Origin of the sequence: Haematospirillum sp. H1815, assembly GCF_012102705.1 — a bacterium.
Taxonomy (GTDB): domain Bacteria; phylum Pseudomonadota; class Alphaproteobacteria; order Rhodospirillales; family Rhodospirillaceae; genus Haematospirillum.
Window position 1 is genome coordinate 24079 of the sequence record NZ_JAAVTA010000011.1, and the last position, 18381, is coordinate 42459.

The 18381-nt window shown below is 54.6% G+C and carries 18 protein-coding genes; 8 read left to right on the forward strand and 10 right to left on the reverse strand.

What is annotated here, in order from left to right; genetic code table 11:
• Nucleotides 1-43: 43 nt before the first annotated feature.
• The 4 genes from HEQ60_RS09210 to HEQ60_RS09225 form a co-directional block, all read right to left on the reverse strand.
• A complete protein-coding gene (locus HEQ60_RS09210) occupies nt 44-916 on the reverse strand; it encodes an ABC transporter permease subunit (protein ID WP_168071395.1) in 873 nt (290 codons plus the stop codon).
• Nucleotides 916-1908, reverse strand: coding sequence for an ABC transporter permease subunit (locus HEQ60_RS09215; protein WP_168071396.1), 993 nt, complete (start codon nt 1906-1908; stop codon nt 916-918). Before HEQ60_RS09215 ends, HEQ60_RS09210 begins: the two co-directional genes overlap by 1 nt.
• Nucleotides 1905-3068, reverse strand: coding sequence for an ABC transporter ATP-binding protein (locus HEQ60_RS09220; protein ID WP_168071397.1), 1164 nt, complete (start codon nt 3066-3068; stop codon nt 1905-1907). Before HEQ60_RS09220 ends, HEQ60_RS09215 begins: the two co-directional genes overlap by 4 nt.
• A 195-nt stretch (nt 3069-3263) precedes the next feature.
• Complete coding sequence (locus HEQ60_RS09225; protein WP_168071398.1) at nt 3264-4376, reverse strand: polyamine ABC transporter substrate-binding protein; 1113 nt, start codon at nt 4374-4376, stop codon at nt 3264-3266.
• 250 nt (nt 4377-4626) lie between these two features.
• Here HEQ60_RS09225 and HEQ60_RS09230 point away from each other — a divergent pair, with 250 nt between their 5' ends.
• The 4 genes from HEQ60_RS09230 to HEQ60_RS09245 all read left to right on the forward strand — a co-directional run bounded on the left by HEQ60_RS09230 (nt 4627) and on the right by HEQ60_RS09245 (nt 8559).
• Nucleotides 4627-5898, forward strand: coding sequence for an NAD(P)/FAD-dependent oxidoreductase (locus tag HEQ60_RS09230; RefSeq protein WP_168071399.1), 1272 nt, complete (start codon nt 4627-4629; stop codon nt 5896-5898).
• Between the two features lie 92 nt (nt 5899-5990).
• The gene (locus HEQ60_RS09235; protein ID WP_168071400.1) at nt 5991-6509 is read left to right on the forward strand and encodes a MarR family winged helix-turn-helix transcriptional regulator; all 519 of its coding nucleotides are present in this window, start codon (nt 5991-5993) and stop codon (nt 6507-6509) included.
• A 3-nt stretch (nt 6510-6512) separates the two neighbouring features.
• On the forward strand, nt 6513-7217 hold the full coding sequence (locus HEQ60_RS09240) for a response regulator transcription factor (protein ID WP_322099331.1): 705 nt from the start codon (nt 6513-6515) through the stop codon (nt 7215-7217).
• A gap of 1 nt (nt 7218) precedes the next feature.
• Nucleotides 7219-8559, forward strand: a complete 1341-nt coding sequence (locus tag HEQ60_RS09245) for an ATP-binding protein (RefSeq protein WP_168071401.1) — start codon at nt 7219-7221, stop codon at nt 8557-8559.
• Nucleotides 8560-8622: 63 nt separating this feature from the next.
• On the opposite strand, the gene HEQ60_RS09250 is transcribed toward HEQ60_RS09245, so the two are convergent.
• Both HEQ60_RS09250 and HEQ60_RS09255 read right to left on the reverse strand, forming a co-directional pair.
• Nucleotides 8623-9585, reverse strand: a complete 963-nt coding sequence (locus HEQ60_RS09250) for an RNA polymerase factor sigma-32 (RefSeq protein WP_168071402.1) — start codon at nt 9583-9585, stop codon at nt 8623-8625.
• 86 nt (nt 9586-9671) lie between these two features.
• Nucleotides 9672-10160, reverse strand: a complete 489-nt coding sequence (locus HEQ60_RS09255) for an Hsp20 family protein (RefSeq protein WP_168071403.1) — start codon at nt 10158-10160, stop codon at nt 9672-9674.
• Between the two features lie 546 nt (nt 10161-10706).
• Between HEQ60_RS09255 and HEQ60_RS09260 the strand changes: the two genes are divergently transcribed.
• Nucleotides 10707-11417, forward strand: coding sequence for a cytochrome b/b6 domain-containing protein (locus HEQ60_RS09260; protein ID WP_168071404.1), 711 nt, complete (start codon nt 10707-10709; stop codon nt 11415-11417).
• Nucleotides 11418-11497: 80 nt separating this feature from the next.
• On the opposite strand, the gene HEQ60_RS09265 is transcribed toward HEQ60_RS09260, so the two are convergent.
• Nucleotides 11498-11944: a c-type cytochrome gene (locus HEQ60_RS09265; protein ID WP_168071405.1), complete on the reverse strand. Its 447-nt coding sequence runs from the start codon at nt 11942-11944 to the stop codon at nt 11498-11500.
• Between the two features lie 247 nt (nt 11945-12191).
• Here HEQ60_RS09265 and HEQ60_RS09270 point away from each other — a divergent pair, with 247 nt between their 5' ends.
• The 3 genes from HEQ60_RS09270 to HEQ60_RS09280 all read left to right on the forward strand — a co-directional run bounded on the left by HEQ60_RS09270 (nt 12192) and on the right by HEQ60_RS09280 (nt 14666).
• Nucleotides 12192-12794: a TIGR00730 family Rossman fold protein gene (locus HEQ60_RS09270; RefSeq protein ID WP_168071406.1), complete on the forward strand. Its 603-nt coding sequence runs from the start codon at nt 12192-12194 to the stop codon at nt 12792-12794.
• 177 nt (nt 12795-12971) lie between these two features.
• Entirely contained in the window at nt 12972-14189 is a 1218-nt protein-coding gene (locus tag HEQ60_RS09275; protein ID WP_168071407.1) for an NADP-dependent isocitrate dehydrogenase, read from the forward strand.
• Between the two features lie 51 nt (nt 14190-14240).
• Nucleotides 14241-14666 (forward strand): organic hydroperoxide resistance protein, encoded by a 426-nt coding sequence (locus tag HEQ60_RS09280; protein ID WP_168071408.1) that lies wholly within the window; start codon nt 14241-14243, stop codon nt 14664-14666.
• Nucleotides 14667-14703: 37 nt separating this feature from the next.
• On the opposite strand, the gene HEQ60_RS09285 is transcribed toward HEQ60_RS09280, so the two are convergent.
• From HEQ60_RS09285 to HEQ60_RS09295, 3 genes are all read right to left on the reverse strand, one after another.
• Nucleotides 14704-15834 (reverse strand): hypothetical protein, encoded by a 1131-nt coding sequence (locus HEQ60_RS09285; protein ID WP_168071409.1) that lies wholly within the window; start codon nt 15832-15834, stop codon nt 14704-14706.
• An 87-nt stretch (nt 15835-15921) separates the two neighbouring features.
• The gene (gene nadC / locus HEQ60_RS09290) at nt 15922-16782 is read right to left on the reverse strand and encodes a carboxylating nicotinate-nucleotide diphosphorylase (protein ID WP_168071410.1); all 861 of its coding nucleotides are present in this window, start codon (nt 16780-16782) and stop codon (nt 15922-15924) included.
• Nucleotides 16779-18380 (reverse strand): L-aspartate oxidase, encoded by a 1602-nt coding sequence (locus HEQ60_RS09295; RefSeq protein ID WP_168071423.1) that lies wholly within the window; start codon nt 18378-18380, stop codon nt 16779-16781. Before HEQ60_RS09295 ends, nadC begins: the two co-directional genes overlap by 4 nt.
• Nucleotide 18381: the final 1 nt, after the last annotated feature.

Below are 18381 nucleotides of genomic sequence, written 5' to 3' on the forward strand. Positions count from 1 at the left end.
GGGCTCGTGGATGTGAAAACCAAGAGCCCTTGATGACGATCCACTATGATCGTGTCAAGCCCTGCATGGCGATATTTTGCTCTTGCTCTGCAATGGCGCGGGCCATTGCAGCCTTGCGTTGCTTTTCGCGTCGTACCATCAGCCAGCCTGCTACAAGGACACAGAGTGTGGCCAACGATATCAGGATGGTTGCCAGTGCATTGATCTTCGGGGTTACCCCTAGGCGGACGCTGGAGAAAACAACCATGGGCAGGGTTGATGACGATGGGCCGGCAACAAAGCTGGTAATGACCAGGTCATCGAGAGAGATTGTAAACGCTAGGAGCCACCCCGCCAGAAGAGCAGGGCTGATGATTGGCAGCGTTATGAACAGGAAGGTCTTGAACGGCCTTGCCCCCAGATCCATGGCTGCTTCCTCTACGCTTTCGTCCATCTGGGACAGGCGTGCCCGCACAACAATGGTGACGTAGGACATGCAGAACGTGATGTGGGCAATGGTAATGGTTGTGATGCCCCGCCCGTCCGGCCATCCAACCAAGTCTTCAAGGGCGACGAACATCAGAAGAATGGAAAGCCCGGTGATAATTTCGGGCATCACCATGGGGGCGGTGATCATCCCGGAAAACAGGGTTTGTCCCCGGAATCGACGAAACCGTGTCAGCACGATGGCCGCCATTGTACCAAGCACAGTGGCAAAGGTAGCGGTCAGGGATGCAACCAGCAGGCTGACCTTTGCCGCAGCGATAATTTGCTGGTCACGAAACAGCTCCCCGTACCAATGCGTTGAGAAGCCACTCCATACTGTTACCAAGCGTGATTCATTGAACGAATAGATGACCAGCAACAGGATCGGGATATACAAAAATGCAAATCCGAAGGCCAGTGTTGTGACGAGGAAAGGAGAGCGACGGTTCATCAGGTTATCTCTCCTGCCTTTCTGTTCTGGCGGTTCTGGTAATGCTGGAACAGCATGATGGGCCCGACCAGAAACAGCAGCATGGCCACGGCAACAGCTGATGCAGCAGGCCAGTCACGGTTGTTGAAGAATTCGGCCCACAGCACTTTTCCGATCATCAAGGTTTCTGCACCACCCAGAAGATCCGGGATAACAAATTCCCCGACGGCAGGAATAAAAACCAACATGCAGCCAGCAATAATACCCGGCATGGACAGGGGCAGGGTGATGCTCAGGAATGCTTTGAACGGGCGACAGCCAAGGTCTTCTGCGGCTTCCAGCAGTGAGGTATCCATCTTTTCCAGGGTTGTATACAGCGGTAGCACCATAAAAGGCAGGTACGAATACACAAGGCCGATATAGACCGCGATTTCCGTGTTGTAGATGGGCAGGGGCTCAGTGATCAGGCCAAGACCCATCAGGAAATTGTTCAGGAATCCTTGAGGCTTCAGGATGCCAATCCAAGCATAGACGCGGATCAGGAAGCTGGTCCAGAACGGCAGAACCACCATCAGCAACAGGACGCTGCGGATTCCTTCAGGGGACCGCGCGATGCCGTATGCCATTGGGTAGCCGAGCAGTAATGTCAGCAATGTCGAGATCAAGGCAATCTTTAGCGAACTGAGATAGGCGCCGATGTATAGGGGATCGGACAGAAGGTACTTGTATGCTTCCAGCGATACGGTCAGCTTCAGATACTGATCATCAACCCACTCAATCAGTGGCGTATACGGCGGAATCCCGACCATGAATTCAGCAAAGCTGATTTTGAGGACGATGACAAAGGGAGCCAGAAAGAAAAGCAGCAGCCATCCATAGGGCACGGCAATTACCAGACGCCGTCCGCCCAGTCCCAAGCGGTTCGGAGGTATTGTGGTGCTGTCGTTGCTGTTGTTCCGGGAATGATGGGGGGGAACAACCCCTTCATCCTCAAAGATGGCGGGGTTGCTCATGACGTCACAACCACAACATTGCTGCCTTCAAATGCTATCCAGACCCGGTCCTCCCACGTGATTTCCGGCTGGGAAGAGCGGGTCTGGTTTTGCATGTCAACGCGTACGATGCGACCGGTATCCAGCCTGACCAAGTACGTGCTCTCACCGCCCAGATAGACAATGTCCTGAACGGTACCGGCAGAAACGTTATGACTGGTATCCGTCGGCATTTCTTTTGACAGGGTGATTTTCTCAGGGCGGATTGCCGCGTATACCGTAGCTCCTTCACGGGCGCTGATGCCGTGCCCAACATAGATTGGTTTATCAAGGTCACTGGATTGTGCCACGATATGATCAGGTTCGTCTTCGATCAGGACGGCTTCAAACAGGTTCACGGATCCAAAAAATTCCGCGACATACCGGGTGTTGGGGTACTCATACATGGCGTATGGAGTATCAACTTGGAGGATGTGCCCCTGGTTCATGATGGCAACCCGGGTTGACATGGTCATGGCCTCTTCCTGGTCGTGGGTCACAACCACAAAGGTCACGCCAAGACTCTCCTGGATCCCAACCAGTTCGAGCTGCGTGCGTTCGCGCAGTTTCTTGTCAAGGGCCGCCAAGGGTTCATCCAGCAGCAGGACTTTCGGTCGCTTGGCCAAGGCACGGGCCAAGGCTACGCGTTGACGCTGGCCACCTGATAATTCATGTGGCCGGCGGCGTGCCAGATGCCCCAGTTCCACCATATCCAGCATTTCTTCGACCCGGTTGCGGATTTCAACACGTGACAGGTTGTCCTGCTTCAGGCCAAAGGCGACGTTCTGCTCCACAGACATATGGGGGAATAGGGCGTAGGACTGGAACATCATGTTGACCGGACGTTCATAGGGCGGAACGTCTGTCATGTCCTGTCCGTCGATCAGGATCCGTCCGGCAGATGGGGTCTCAAATCCCGCCAGCATGCGCAGCAAGGTTGTCTTTCCGCATCCAGAGCCGCCAAGAAGGGAAAAGAGCTCCCCCTGATATATGGTCAGGGATACATCGCTGACAGCGACAAAGTCACCAAAGCGCTTGGTGACATTTTCAATACGGATGAGTGCTTTTACAGTCTCTTCCGGACCTTCTCCCTTCTCGGTTTTACTAACCTTGTCGCGGAGATTTCTGGCAAGTTGTGACATTCCGTGCGTGATCCCTGATTCAAAAGCACGCGGCCGTTACGCCCTGGTCTCCCGAACCGGCGAGAGCGAGGGTCGCCGAGCAGGCATACCGATGACTGGAGCGAATGGTGCCGACCAATACAGGTGAATAGGCCTGCCGTAAAGGGCGAACCGCCTGCCTGGCCAAGATTGGAGGCAGGCGGAGACAGGTATTGCTTATATCCCTGTTTTGATCCGGTTCCAGATCCGGGTGAAGACCCGTTCAGCTTTTTGATCCGGAACCTTTTTGACAAACAGATGCTTCATGACGGATTCCGGAGGGTAAACCCCCGGGTCATGGCGGATGGAATCATGAATCAGGTCAAAAGATTTGGTATTTGCATTGGCATAAAACACGGTGTTCGATATTCCGGCCGTAATCTCCGGCTTCAGGATATGATTGATAAACTTCATGGCATTGTCCGGGTGTGGGGCATCCTTCAGAACGCCCATGAAGTCAAACCAGATTTCGCTGCCTTCCTTGGGAATGACGTATGTGACCTTTACGCCTTTACCTGCTTCTTCAGCACGGTTGATAGCCTGGAACATATCGCCCGAGAAGCCCATGGCCACACAGATATCACCGTTGGCAAGGGCATTGATGGACTCGGAAGAATGAAACTTGGTCACGAAAGGGCGAACTTTCATGAGCAGGGCTTCAGCTTTCTCGATATCTTTCGGATCTGAAGAGTTGGGGTCAAGTCCAAGATATTTCAGGGCGGAAGGAAAAACTTCGGATGGGCTGTCCATCATATACAAGCCACATTTTGATACTTTTTCGGCCCATACGGGATCAAACATGAGTGCCCATGAATCCACCGGTGCATCAGGGCCAGCAACTTCGGCGACCTTGGCCGGGTTATAGGCCATGCCATTGGTGCCCCACATGTAGATGATGCCGTGGGTGTTATTTGCATCGAATTCCTGGGCACCCTTCATCAGTTTCTGATCCAGGTTGCCCAGGTTGGGGATCAGGTCCTGTTTCAGGGGCTGGTATACGCCGGCCTTGATCTGGCGCTGGAAGAATGCGCCGGTAGGGACAGCAAGATCATAGCCGGACTTGCCGGCCAGAAGCTTGGCTTCAAGCATTTCATTGGAATCATAGACATCCACGGTCACCTTGATTCCTGTTTCTTTCTCAAAGGTCTGGATCGTATCTTCACCCAGATAGTCCGACCAGATAAACAGGTTCAGCTTCTTCTCTTCCTCGGCCTTCACCGGTGTGACAACCGTCATCAGGGCAAGTGCGGGGGCAAGAAGGCCGGAGAGCGCAATCCGGAACCTGGACATCGATAATTCCTCCCAGATCATGGCCGGTTCCCGCATATCAAACGGGACCGGGAAGTGTTTTGTATGCCATGCAACAGGGCACAGCCAAGCAGGGCCAACATTATGCGGACGCCAGCGTGCAAGATTTTACAGCATGGCGCGTACGCGGATGAAATGTCGCAACCTTTTGGATGCTGTGCAAGTTGATATTCTTGCTGAATTCATTCAAGTTACATCTTGCTGATGTGGACGGACAGAACCGGGAGACAACATGCAGAAATTCTCTATGTCGTGGTATGCTGCCTCAGCCCACAAGGCTGCTCCGCGTCCTGCGTTGTCGGAAAGCTGCCATGTTGATGTTTGTATCATCGGTGCAGGTATTACGGGATGCTCTGCCGCTTTGCATCTGGCGCAACGCGGGTACCGCATCTTGGTTCTGGACGCTGGAACGGTCGGATGTGGTGCATCCGGCCGTTCCGGCGGGCAGATGATTGCTGGCTATAATCTTGGGCAGGACAGGATTGCCCGGCTGGTCGGCGAGGATGATGCCCGCCATTTGTGGGATTTGTGTGAAGAGTCCCTCTCACTGACCCGTTCGCTTGTTGCAGAGCATGCCATCGATTGTGACTTTGTGAATGGTCACGTGATGGTCGGGGAGCAGAGCCGGCATGCCTCTGCCTTGCATGCGCTTTGCCGGGAGTGGGAAGACGGCGGGCGCAAGGGGCTGGAGCTGTGGGACCACGCGCAAACACAGGCTCATGTTGCAAGCCCCCGTTATACATGCGCTCTCTATGATCCTGGTGGCGGGCACTTGCATCCATTGAACTATACCCTTGGACTTGCATCTGCAGCCGAGCGTGCCGGGGCTGTTTTTTGTGAGCAAACCCCGATGGTGTCCTGGCAGGATGGCGATCCTGCTGTTGTCCGGACCCCTCATGGGCAGGTTTATGCACGCTTTGTTTTGTTCTGCGGCAATGCCTATCTGTGGGGAAGCGAGCCTACCCTTGCCCGTACGATTATGCCGGTTGGCACCTATATTGCGGCGACGGAGCCTTTGGGGGAGGCGCGTGCCCGTGCGCTTGTTCCCGGTAACGAGGCCGTGGCTGACTGTCGCTTTGTCCTGAACTATTTCCGCTGCTCACGTGATCATCGTTTGCTCTACGGTGGTCGTGTCAGTTACTCGCGCCTGGATCCCCCCAGTGTGTCGGAGGCTATGCGAAAAAACATGGTGGACTGTTTCCCGCAGCTGGCCGATGTGCGTATTGATTATGCATGGGGTGGATTGGTTGCCATTACCATGAACCGTATGCCTCACTTTGGACGACTGGCACCAAATGTTTTGTTTGCTCATGGTTTTTCCGGTCATGGCATTGCCTTGACCGGATTGGCCGGCAAGTTGATGGCCGAAGTGATTGATGGCCAAGCCGGTCGGTTTGATGTCTTCACCCGTATACCACACCATGCCTTCCCCGGGGGGCGCTGGATGCGCACGCCGTTGCTGGTTCTGGCGATGATGTGGCGTCGTTTGTGTGATGTCTTGTAGCGATCTGGAACAGGCTGACAAGAGCCAGAGTTGCAGCGTGGCTTTTTTACAGGTATTCCAGGGGTAAGGTGAAGGATGACGGTGATTTCCTCATGACTGATCTCAAGGCGGGTGTTAACCAGCTTTTTCTCCGCGAGGAGGAGCTGCGGCGCGGTATGGAGCTTCTGTTCTTTGCCTATCGTGATTTTACAGCCGAAGCTGATCTTGTGCTACGCAAGCTGGGCCTTGGTCGGGCCCATCACCGGATGATCTATTTCGTCGGGCGTCATCCCGGGCTTAGCGTATCTGATCTGCTCTCGATCCTGAAAATTACCAAGCAAAGTCTTTCGCGTGTTCTGGGGGAGCTGGTGCGGGATGGCTATATTATCCAGAATCCGGGCACCAAAGACCGGCGACAGCGCCTTCTGGATTTGACCGAGAAGGGCTATGCCCTGGAACGCCAGCTGTTTGAGAGTCAGAAAAGTATTCTGGCGCGTTCTTACCGTGATGCGGGGGGGGAAGCTGTTGATGGTTTCCGGCATGTCCTCTCGGGTATGATCCTGCGTGAAACAGACCGTTCCAAGCTTTCTGTGCCCGGTGGTGCCAAGGTACCTGATCTGGACCGGACCTGAGCCGTGAGTGATCCAGTCGACGCGCCAGCTCATATTCTGGTTGTGGATGACGATACGCGTTTGCGCGATCTTCTGCGTCGTTTTCTGGGGCAGTCAGGATATATGGTCTCTGTTGCTCCCGATGCGGCCGAGGCCAGAACGCAAATGGCCGCCGTTGAATTTGATCTGCTGATCGTCGATATCATGATGCCCGGTGAAGATGGTTACAGTCTGACCCGTGCAATCCGTCAACAGTCTGATGTTCCCGTTCTGATGCTGACCGCCAAGGGAGAGCAGGACGATCGGGTTGCAGGCCTTGAGACCGGGGCGGATGATTATCTTGGCAAGCCTTTTGATCCGCGGGAGCTTTTGCTGCGCATCCAGGCTATTCTGCGCCGGCGGCAGCCAAGGCCCATTGATGTTCAGTCTGCTGTTCGTCATATCCGTATGGGGGAGTGTTCTTTTGATCTTCAGCGTCGAGAACTTGTGTGCAGTGGGGACCGGGTGCATTTGACAACGGCAGAAGTCGACTTGTTGATGGCGTTGGCTTTGCGTAGCGGGGAGCCCTTGTCGCGTGAAGATCTGGCCGATGCCCTTGGTATTGAGGGGGGTGTGCGAGCTGTTGATGTGCAGGTCACGCGCCTGCGTCGCAAGATAGAGGTTGATCCGCGCCAGCCTCTTTATCTGCAGACGGTGCGTGGCACCGGTTACTGTTTGAGGCCGGACTGAGATGCGTCTTGTAACAGGTACACCGCGTGCCTTGCGCAGTCTTGTTCCAAGGGGGCTTCTGGGCCGCTTTCTGCTGATTCTTGCCGTTCCTCTTGTCGTGCTGCAGGCTGTGACGGCGCAGGTCTTTTTTGATCGTCACTGGGATACAGTCTTGCGGCGGCTGGCATTGGGTATTGCCGGCGATGTTGCCGTTATCGTCGAGCTTCTCGCCCGTTTTCCGGATGAGGGACAGCAGGGCTGGATTCTTGATCTGGCTCGCAGCCGGATGCACTTGGACAGCGTTTTTGCTCCCGATGAGATTCTTCCGAACCTTCCGCCACCCAGTGCAGGAGAGCAAGCGGCCGATGTTCTGGCTGCCAGCCTGCGTGAGAGCTTGCAGCGTCCGGTTTTGATCGAGGCCAATTTCTTTTCCGGAGATATCGTCATCGCCGTTCAGCTGTCCGATGGTGTGTTGCACGTGGTGGCACCACGCAAACGGCTTTTTACATCGACAACGTATATCTTTCTGCTCTGGATGGTTGGCACGTCGTTGATCCTGCTGGGGATCGCGATCCTTTTTACATCTAATCAGGTGCGCTCCATCCGGCGTCTTGCTGCCAGTGCAGAAGGTTTTGGCAAGGGACGTGACCTTCCACCGATCAAACCGGAAGGAGCGCGAGAGGTCCGGCAGGCTGGCATCGCCTTCAATCAGATGCGGGCTAGAATTCGTAGGCAAATCGATCAGCGTACAGAGATGCTGGCGGGTGTTTCCCACGACTTGCGTACGCCATTGACGCGGATGCGACTTCAATTAGCGATGATGGGGGATAGTGCGGAAACGTCTGATCTCAAGGATGATATTGCCGAGATGGAAAGGATGCTGGACGGATATCTGGATTTTGCCCGTGGAGAGGGGACAGAAACAGCCGTCGAGACCGACCTCTCGGACTTGGTTGACAGAATGGCTGGTCGGTTTCGTCGCCACGGGGTGAATATTGAGCTTGTTCCTTTGCCTGATGCGCCGGTCCTTCTGACAGCAAGGGCCCAAGGGCTGGAGCGTGCCCTGGGAAACCTGCTGTCCAATGCAGCCCATTACGGGACGCGTGTGCGTTTGGGGCTTGAAGTGGGGAAAGAGTGGATCAGCCTGGTTGTTGAAGACGATGGCCCTGGTATACCGCTCCCTGTCAGAGAGGATGTGTTCAGGCCTTTCTGGCGGGGTGATCCTTCACGCAACACCCAGACCGGCGGTGTCGGCCTGGGGTTGAGCATTGCGCGTGAGATGGCCCACGCCCATGGGGGTGAGGTTTTGCTGGATGACAGCACCCTCGGTGGACTGCGGGCCGTTATTCATCTTCCACGCTAGGTCCACATCTTTGCAGGCAGGCTCTCCTGTTCATATAGCCCTTTTCATCAGGAATTTCCGATTTCAGGCGGGGCATATTCCACCCATTTTTGGGTTTGCCAGTATCGGATTTTTCCAGCGTTGCAGGGCCTGTCTGATGTTCCGGTGCTCTGTTGCAATCAGTTCGCGGATGCGGGTTTCCAGCTTCTGTAGCGCGCGGGCTTCGATCTGGCGTATGCGTTCCCGTGACAGGCCATAGTCTTCGCCCAAGCTTTCAAGAGTGGCCGGATCATCCGTCAGTTTGCGACGGGTCAGGATGTCCTTCTCGCGTTCGTTCAGTGTACCGAGCGCCGTGTGCACAAGGTGGTGAGAGCGGTCACGTTCCTCGGTTGTCTCCAGGACAGACTCCTGGTCCGGCCGTTCGTCGACCAAAAGCTCGAGACGCTCTGTATCGCTTTCGGCTCCTGCCATTGCGTTCAGCGATCCGTCCCGTCGGTTCAGGCGGGCATCCATGGCCAGCACATCATCTGCGCTGACATCCAGTGTGCGGGCAATCTCCTCGGCCTGTTCATCCCGGAGCGGTTTGTCCCCATAAATACCAAGCTTGGCTTTCATGCGTCTCAGGTTATAGAAGAGCCGCTTTCTGGTTGATGCCGTTCCGATTTTGACAAGAGACCAGGAGTTCAGGACATACTCGTTGACGGCAGCCCGTATCCACCATACGGCGTAGGTGGAGAGGCGGAATCCCTTGTCTGGCTCAAACTTTTGTATGGCCCGTATCAGGCCAAGGTTGCCTTCGGCAATCAGGTCTGCCATTGGCAAGCCATAGCGTTTGTATTGCATGGCTACCTTTACGACCAGTCTCAAATGGCTCGTAACCAGGCGGTGCAAGCTTTTCTGGTTGCCTGTCAGGGTGAAGTCACGCGCCAGTCCATGCTCTTCTTCCACAGAAAGAAGGGGGAACTTCCGTATCTCGGCCAAGTAGAGAGTTAAGCTTTCCTCTACCGGCAACGACGAGCGGGGGGGCGAGAGCGCCAGTGTTGTCATGATGATCATCTCCCTGCTGTGTGGCGATGCAATTATCCCTCATGACCGGGGCAGGATCATGGCACCTGCCCCGGTACAAGCCGGGATCAAGCGGCGCTGGGCAATGCCTTCGCCTCTGTGGCGATGGCAATATGCCTTGGTTTTGACGCCTCAGGGATCTTGCGGACCAGTGTGATGGTCAATAGCCCGTTTTCCAGATGGGCGCCTGTAACCGTCATATGGTCTGCCAGCTGGAAGTGGCGCACAAAGCTGCGGAACGCTATACCCCGATGCAAATAGCGGCGATCCCCTTGGTCCCCGTTATTCGGGGCGGCGTCAGTGTTACCGGCCAAGGGAGACCGATCGCCACGGACAACCAGCAGGTCGTCGTGCACTTCAACGTCCAGGTCATTTTCAGGGAAGCCGGCAACGGCCAGTGTGATGGCGTACGAATCTTCGCCTGTCTTTTCAATGTTGTATGGTGGCCAGCTTGTGGCCTGTTCTCCCGAATGCCGCAACGTGGACTCTGCCAGACGCGCAAGACGGTCAAATCCTACGCCAGAGCGGAACAGGGGGGAAAAATCAAACGTATTCATGTCCATCCTCCTTCGAGCGATGTTACGCTGCCCGTCCTGTAGACCAAGCAGCACCGACCCCGAGTTCGATCCTCAGCGAGGCGAACGCGGTAACTCAATGAACGTGTGGTGGAGTGTGCAGGCTTCCTGCCCATAACCGTAGAGCAGCGTTTTCAGGCCCGCATCGGCGCATCTTTGGCATATGGAAAGCCAAAAAATTGCCGCTTTTCATGTCTTTAATCCGTGATTTCCCATCATACGGACCAAGTCAGGAACTCCGACATGAATAAAGGTGCCATTATGGCCACCACACGTCGTACCGCCCGTGCGGGCCAACCTTTTGAAAAGCAAGGTTTTCCTGCCCGGGTTTTATCTGGCACCAAGCGCATATCACCCGCTTTGCGGCGTGTCATGCTACGGTGCAGGCGCAAATCTGCGTTGTTTTGCAGCATTTGCGCGAAAGAATTATGGGGGGTACACTGTTATGTGTCAAGGGGAGCATTTCTCTATACTGGAATAGTATTATAGGTTTTTTCAAAGAATTGAAGTATGTAGAGGAGGTTTTTGATGAGCGGTGATGACAAGGGAGTGGAGGTCTGGGATTTGCCGGTAAGGCTTTTTCACTGGTCTCTGGTCACATGTGTTCTGATGCTGTTCTTGACAGGCGAGATTGGCGGTCTTGATTTCAGCATGCCATTTACGGGGATGTTGGTTGGCAATATGGATTTGCACATGACCTTGGGAAGTGTTGTGCTGGCCTTGCTGATTTTCAGGGTGTTGTGGGGCCTCGTGGGGTCATCAACGGCCCGTTTCATTCACTTTGTGCGTGGTCCATCTGACGTTCTGGATTACCTGCGTGCACTCCTTCGTGGTGAATTACCGCGGCATGTTGGTCATAATCCTGCCGGTGCCCTTATGGTCTTGGCTCTGTTGGGTGTGCTCTTTCTGCAGGTTGGAACAGGGCTTTTTTCCAATGATGATATATTCTCCGAAGGTCCCTTGGCGCATCTGGTTGGCAAAGATATCAGCGACCTGATGACGGAGATTCATGGAATCTCGTTTAGTCTTTTGCTGTTGTGCGTGTCGCTGCACGTCAGCGCTGCGCTGTATTACCGGATACGGGGGGAAGATCTGGTAACGCCGATGATAACAGGCTGGAAGCATTCTGCCGATGTCCCCGCCGATTCCCCGCTGCCAGCTTTTGTCAGGCCGATCTGGGCCGCAGCTCTTTTTGCTTTTTCGTGTTTCATCGTGTGGGGCTTTATTCTGAAGCTTTGATGTGAGCCAAGATGGGCCTGTGCGTGCGTTCTGTATCACGTGGGAAGGGGCGGGTGCTTCCCACGTGATCGTAAGGCGATCTATTTCTTGTTTCTGAATGTGTCGTGACAGTTCTTGCAGCTCTTGCCGACATCCCCGACGGCGGCCTGTACAGCAGGCATGTCGCCGGATGCGGCGGCCGTTTCCAGTTTGGCTGTGCTTGTCAGTAGCATCTGCATGGCTTCATCAAATTTTGCACTGTCAGACCAGATTGTGTCCTTGGCTGTCGTATCCCCGCCACTGGTTTTTTCCTTGAAAGCAGCGCTGCTCATTTTAGCTGCCGCTGACAGGCCGTTTGCGTGTGCCGTCAAGTGCTCTTTATGCGGAACTTGTTCCTTAATGATGGCCACGATCGAGTTCATGTGAGCTCCTATGATCTCCATATTGTTCTCACGGTATTTGATGGTTTCTTTCTCGCCAGCTTGTGCGCAGATCGGAAGCGCCAGCAGGCAGGATGTGACCAAGGTCATAGATTTGATCGTATGCATGAGATGATTCCTTTGTATGGTGTTGTCCAAGATCATGAATAATGACACTTTGCTAACAAATATGGCGGAATTTTAATAATCTTTATTGTAAAGTACCGAAAAAAAATCGTCCATGGAGATATTTTGTTATGTTAATTGTTTTGATGGACATGACTTGTTGTCATGTTTCTTGATGGATTGAAAGTATTCTGAACATAATCCGTGCGTCGAACATTTGATTTGATGTCTAACAATCGGGAATCCTGACATGTCTTTATTGCAGTCATCCTTACATGCCCTGTGTGTTTTTTGTGGATCCTCCTTTGGCTCCAGCCCACGCTATGCCGATGCCGCAAATCGTTTGGGAACTCTTCTTGGGGAGAACGGAATTCGCTTGGTTTATGGTGGCGGTGCCGTTGGCTTGATGGGAACTGTCGCCAAGGCATGTCTGGAGGCCGGTGGAAAGGTAACCGGCATTATTCCGCAGCATCTTGCCAGCGCCGAGGTGGCAATGGAAGGCCTAACCGAATTGATTGTTGTGCCGGACATGCACACACGCAAACGCATGATGTTTGAGCGCTCCGATGCTTTTGCTGTTCTTCCCGGTGGTTTCGGGACCATGGATGAGACGTTCGAGATTCTGACCTGGAAGCAGCTCAAGCTCCATGATCGCCCGGTTGTGATTGCGGATATAGGGGGGTACTGGACTCCGTTCCTGCGGTTCAATGAATCCATGGCGGCCGAGGGATTCGTGCGGCCCGAGGGCCTTGAGCTGTATTCAGTTGTCAGCGACGTAGATGATGTTCTGCCGGCGGCGCGTAATAATCTTGATCTGGCCAGCCGTGTGCATGAAAGGGTCGGGTTGTTTTGATGTCTCTTGTCTTCTTTGTTTTTCAAGTCAGTAGATAATATGGGTTCGGCTCTTGCGTGACAGGTGCTGTTGCGCTTAAGGTTCGTGCATCCGCCTGATTTCTTCAGGTGGGCCGGACCGGGCCGATCCCTCCATCCCGGGCGTGTGGCCATCCTCAAACCGTAAAAGGGTCCGAACATGAGCAAGATTAAGGTCGCCAAGCCGATCGTCGAACTCGACGGCGACGAGATGACCCGCATCATATGGAAGTTTATCAAGGATAAGCTGATCCTTCCGTATCTGGATATTGACCTGAAGTATTATGACCTCAGCATCCAGAAGCGTGATGAGACCGCTGACCAGATTACGGTTGATTCTGCGAACGCGATCAAGCAGTACGGGGTGGGTGTCAAGTGTGCGACCATCACGCCGGATGAGCAGCGGGTTCAGGAATTCAGCCTGAAGAAGATGTGGAAATCCCCGAATGGGACAATCCGCAATATTCTGGATGGAACCGTATTCCGCGAGCCTATTATCTGCCGTAACGTTCCCCGTTATGTACCCGGCTGGACCAAGCCAATCGTCATTGGTCGCCATGCTTTTGGTGACCAATACCGCGCTACTGACTTCAGGGTTCCGGGCAAGGGCACCCTGACCATGACGTTTACGCCGGATGGCGGTGGTGAGCCTGTCCAGTATGAGGTTTTCAAGTTCCCCGAGGCTGGTGTGGCCATGGGAATGTATAATCTGGATGAATCTGTGCGTGGCTTCGCCCGGTCCTGTTTCAATTACGGACTGATGCGGAGCTGGCCAGTTTATCTGTCCACCAAGAATACTATTCTCAAGGCGTATGACGGTCGCTTCAAGGACCTGTTCCAAGAGGTTTTCGACAGCGAATTTGCCTCGGAATTCAAGGCGCGGGGCATAACGTACGAGCATCGTTTGATTGATGACATGGTTGCCTGCGCCATGAAGTGGTCCGGTGGTTTCGTCTGGGCCTGCAAAAATTACGATGGTGATGTGCAGTCTGATACTGTAGCGCAGGGTTTCGGGTCGCTTGGCTTGATGACATCCGTTCTTCTTAGCCCCGATGGTAAAACAATCGAGGCTGAGGCCGCTCATGGTACTGTGACGCGTCACTATCGTCTGCATCAGCAGGGGAAAGAAACGTCGACAAATCCCATAGCCTCGATTTTTGCATGGACTCGTGGCCTGAAATTCCGTGGTGAGTTTGACAATACACCACAGGTGATCAAGTTTGCGGAAGCTCTTGAGACTGTCTGTGTTGAGGCGGTTGAAGACGGAAAGATGACCAAGGACTTGGCCATCCTGATTGGTCCGAATCAGCCGTGGATGACGACGACCCAATTCCTGGAAGAACTGGATGGTCGTTTGCGTCGCAAGATGGGAAGCTGACCAAGGCGATCGGATGGTCTGTTCGCTTGAATTCACTACGGAGTATGTTCCATGTCTATTGCGCAGGTTCTTTACCGTGCCCATGCCAAGGCGACGGGCGGTCGCAATGGTCATGCCTCGATCCCGGAGGCTGGTCTTGAGCTTAAACTGACCAGTCCCAAGGAGCTGAATGGTCCCGGTGGCGAGGGAGCAAACCCTGAACAGCTGTTTGCTGCCGGGTATAGCGCCTGTTTCTTGGGTGCCATGAAGTTTGTTTCAAACCGTGACGGTATAGCAATGCCAGCAGATGCCAGCATAGAGGGGTCTGTTGGCATTGGTCCCATCCCGGACGGCTTTGGGATAGAGGTTGAGCTGAAGATTTCCTTGCCGGGTATGGATCGTGCAGCGGCGCAGGGCTTGATCGACAAGGCCCACAAGGTTTGCCCGTATTCCAATGCCACCCGCGGGAATATTGATGTTCGGCTGATCCTTTCCTAGTTCCTCAGGGGGGGCCTGATGGTACCGGTGCTTTGGATCAGCGGGAGGCAAATTGCCCAGTTGGCTTCTGCGCTGGTTGCTTTTTACTTTCCATGGGCAGTGATGTCAGTTGGTTGATCATAGCCCGGACGGATCGTATCTGGATGCCGTCACGGTTCAGGTAATCTTGATTGGTGTAGCCCCACCAATCCCAGCAGCCTGCCGGGTTATAGAGAGGGGCTGCGCTGACTTGGGGGTACAGAACAACAATCCTGTTACTGGCTGCCCACTGGTTGTAGCCTGTTTCTGTGAAAAAGCGATTCCCTATAAAAAACTGGTTCTGTTGGCATCCGTGGAAAGCCACGTGCAGCCGGCAGGATTCCCCGGCTGTGCAGTCATCAGGAATGAAGACATGGCCGGTTTCGTGCATGCCATCCCGCGTTGGTGTGTTGGGGACAAAAGGGCGCTGTGAGAAAGCGAATAATCTTCCCTTTTCTTTGTCGGCAGGTTGTAGCGTCTCGTCCATCAGGAAAGACAAGGCTCGACCTGCACCATCCATATGACAGTCATTGATATAGGGCAGGCGCGTCACAGGGCACGGGACAGAGCCTTGCAAGCTTAACATTCCGTGGCCGGCGTTGACATCAAAGAGCGTTTCTATCTGAGAAGCGGGCATCAGTTTCCCGTACCAGTTCTCCAGTGCCTGCATAACAGCTTGAGGAATAAGGGTGTCATTGATTCCTGAGAACAGGAAAACACGATGCTTTCTGATGTTTGATAGCGTATCAATCTTGTTCTGCTCTTCAAGTTTTTGCGCCCCGTTCATCAAGGCCAGCGTATCGGGAGGCCCCATAAAGCTGCTGATAGGATTCCACGGCATGCCAACAAGATTCTGGCAATGAGCTGCCGCTTCTGTCAGTGTCGCCATCGTGCCGTCGCCACGGGCACACCCGAAAGGTCCTCCGCCAAAAACAGCGGCTCCCTTGATTGTTGCCGAGTGTGCAACCTGCATCTGTACAGCCATAAACGCGCCGGAACTCAGGCCGGAAACGGTGATGCTGTCGGCTTCAAGTCCCAGTGCGGGAAGATTGATGGAGGGTGGAGCGCTGCCTGCCCAGGATCCGGAACATACCGTGATAATGCCAATCCATGCCATAACGGCAGGCCATAGGCTTTGTCCCCGTTTCATGTGCTCACCCCCATCAGGCACAGTGATGCCATTATGATAACAGGGGTTGATGCTTATGGGGAGTCATCTCCGTATAGGTGTATTTGTTTACAGTGGTGCCACGTCCAGGCCGATATCAAGCTGGCGTACGCTGTGCGTGAGGAAGCCAAGAGATATGACGTCTACACCAGTCGCCGCAACGTCTGCGATGGTATTGGGGGTTATACCACCACTGGCCTCTACGACAAGGCGATGGTTTACCATGGCCACGGCCTGCCCCAGGGCATCTGGTGTCATGTTGTCAAGCAAGACGACGTCAACAGACAGTGAAGGTGGAAGAGACAGGATGTGGTCCAGCTGATCCAGGGTATCAACCTCAATCTCTATTTTCACCATATGACCAACATGCTCGCGGACACGCCGAATAGCCTCCTTGACAGAACCAGCCACTGCAATGTGATTGTCCTTGATCATGACGGCATCATCCAGGCCAAAGCGGTGATTAATTCCTCCACCGGTCCGGACAGCCCATTTTTCCAGAATGCGAAGCCCTGGCGTTGTTTTGCGGGTATCGGCGATTTGTGCCTTGTGTGGTTGGGCGTTCTGGACGCAGAGCCGTGTTACCGTGGCAATGGACGAAAGGCGGGCCAGAAGGTTAAGGGCAACCCTCTCTCCAGTCAGGATGGAGCGCGCTGAGCCTGTAACCGTAGCAACAACCGTGCCGGCTTCAACATCATCGCCATCTTTTGCCAGGCTTCGGAAGGCCACGGATGGGTCTACCAGCATCATGGTTCGTTCTGCTGCAGCAAGACCGCACAGGCGCCCTCCTTCACGGAACCGGAATTCAGCCTGCATGGTCAGATGTGGTGGCGCAATGGCATCGGTGGTGATGTCACCGGCCCGTCCTATGTCTTCGCGCAGGGCTTGTTGAAGGATTGGGTCAAGCAGAAGGGGGTGGGGTATGCTCATGACAAGAAAGGCTCCGGCACAGTGTGGGACGAGAGAGAAGTCATGGCCCCTGCGCTTTGGTGCGTTAGTGTAGCGGGTGTCAGGATTTGCTTGTGACGGTGTGCGAGGGCAGGGTCGCAATGGGGGAAGTCTGTGCGCATATGTGCTCCCCGGCTTTCCTTGCGTTTCAAGGCTGCAGTACAGACAAGGCGCGCCGTCATCAGAAGGGAATGTGTTTCCAGGGCTGCGCTTGGATGCATCCCGTTTGGTGCTTCTGCTGTTCGTTCATCCAGGAAGGCAAGCATGCGTTCCATTCCTTCCGCGTTGCGACTGATCCCCAGTGCCTGACCAGCCAGAAGGCGCAAGGTTCCAAGGCAGCCAGGATCGGGCAGGGTGTTGAAAGGTGGCTTGTCCCTCTGCTCCACTCTATATTTTCTACCAACAGAAGGTGTGGATTGAATACCCGTAGCTGCCCTTTTTCCAAAAACAAGAGCCTCGGGCAGGGAGTTCGAAGCCAGGCGATTGGCACCGTGGATGCCCGTACACGCAACCTCTCCGACAGCCCACAGTCCTTGGCAGCTGGTTCGTCCGTGACTGTCTGTTACGATGCCACCCATGGCGTAGTGTGCGGCGGGTTCTACGGGAATTGGTGTCCGTCTGGGGTCCAGCCCATGTGACCGACAGATTTCAATCACCTGGGGAAACGTGTTGCCATCTTTTCGGGCCAGGGCAGGGCGTAAATCCAGAAAGACAGTTTGTCCGCGCAGGCGTTCGGCTTCTATGGCGCGGGCAACGATGTCACGCGGGGCCAGCTCATCGACAAAGCGGTGTTCGTGTTCATTCAGCAAAATGGCGCCAGCCCCGCGCAGTGCCTCTGTCAGCAGGGGAAGGCGGGAAAAGCCATGTATGGTGCGGGACGGAACGGACAGGGCCGTTGGATGGAACTGCATGAACTCCATGTCTGCGATCATGGCCCCGGCCTGAGCGGCTATTGCCAGACCATCACCCGTATTTTCCACCGGGTTGGTTGTGCCGGGCCATAGCTGCCCCCAGCCGCCCGTTGCCAGAACAACGGCCCGGGCCGGTTGATGGAACCATCCCATCGTGTCGCTATACAGCCAGATACCATCCACGCGGCTGTCTGTTGATGTCAGCCGTGCGGCCATGGTTGATGTCAGGACTGCTACATGTTCTGCAGCCTGCACCTGTTTGACCAACCAGGATGCGAGACCAAGGCCAGACCGGTCGCCGTTGATGTGAAGAATACGATTGGTAGAATGCGCTGCTTCACGCCCCAGGCACAACGAACCATCTTCCTTGCGGTCGGCGGGCAGCCCTTTCTTCAGCGCCTCCAAGAAGTATGATGCACTTTCCTTTGCCAGTAGATGGGCCATTTCGGAATCCGTCAGGCCTGCCCCCGCTGCAATGGTATCGGCTGCATGCTCCCGAACATGATCGTCCGGAGACAGAACGGCTGCCATTCCCCCCTGTGCCCAGGGCGTTGAGCCTGAGATGATGGCATTGGTTTTTGTGATCAGAACAACCGGAAGGGGCGCCAAGGCCAAGGCTGTTGCCATGCCTGCGGCCCCGCTTCCTACCACAACGACGGGCTGATCCATG

Coding starts and splice junctions, on each gene's coding strand:
- HEQ60_RS09220 (WP_168071397.1), bottom strand. CDS start 3,068: ATGTCACAACTTGCCAGAAATCTCCGCGACAAGGTTAGTAAAACCGAG.
- HEQ60_RS09245 (WP_168071401.1), top strand. CDS start 7,219: ATGCGTCTTGTAACAGGTACACCGCGTGCCTTGCGCAGTCTTGTTCCA.
- HEQ60_RS09275 (WP_168071407.1), top strand. CDS start 12,972: ATGAGCAAGATTAAGGTCGCCAAGCCGATCGTCGAACTCGACGGCGAC.
- HEQ60_RS09260 (WP_168071404.1), top strand. CDS start 10,707: ATGAGCGGTGATGACAAGGGAGTGGAGGTCTGGGATTTGCCGGTAAGG.
- HEQ60_RS09235 (WP_168071400.1), top strand. CDS start 5,991: ATGACTGATCTCAAGGCGGGTGTTAACCAGCTTTTTCTCCGCGAGGAG.
- HEQ60_RS09225 (WP_168071398.1), bottom strand. CDS start 4,376: ATGTCCAGGTTCCGGATTGCGCTCTCCGGCCTTCTTGCCCCCGCACTT.
- HEQ60_RS09280 (WP_168071408.1), top strand. CDS start 14,241: ATGTCTATTGCGCAGGTTCTTTACCGTGCCCATGCCAAGGCGACGGGC.
- HEQ60_RS09215 (WP_168071396.1), bottom strand. CDS start 1,908: ATGAGCAACCCCGCCATCTTTGAGGATGAAGGGGTTGTTCCCCCCCAT.
- HEQ60_RS09255 (WP_168071403.1), bottom strand. CDS start 10,160: ATGAATACGTTTGATTTTTCCCCCCTGTTCCGCTCTGGCGTAGGATTT.
- HEQ60_RS09295 (WP_168071423.1), bottom strand. CDS start 18,380: ATGGATCAGCCCGTCGTTGTGGTAGGAAGCGGGGCCGCAGGCATGGCA.
- nadC (WP_168071410.1), bottom strand. CDS start 16,782: ATGAGCATACCCCACCCCCTTCTGCTTGACCCAATCCTTCAACAAGCC.
- HEQ60_RS09250 (WP_168071402.1), bottom strand. CDS start 9,585: ATGACAACACTGGCGCTCTCGCCCCCCCGCTCGTCGTTGCCGGTAGAG.
- HEQ60_RS09270 (WP_168071406.1), top strand. CDS start 12,192: ATGTCTTTATTGCAGTCATCCTTACATGCCCTGTGTGTTTTTTGTGGA.
- HEQ60_RS09265 (WP_168071405.1), bottom strand. CDS start 11,944: ATGCATACGATCAAATCTATGACCTTGGTCACATCCTGCCTGCTGGCG.
- HEQ60_RS09285 (WP_168071409.1), bottom strand. CDS start 15,834: ATGAAACGGGGACAAAGCCTATGGCCTGCCGTTATGGCATGGATTGGC.
- HEQ60_RS09230 (WP_168071399.1), top strand. CDS start 4,627: ATGCAGAAATTCTCTATGTCGTGGTATGCTGCCTCAGCCCACAAGGCT.
- HEQ60_RS09210 (WP_168071395.1), bottom strand. CDS start 916: ATGAACCGTCGCTCTCCTTTCCTCGTCACAACACTGGCCTTCGGATTT.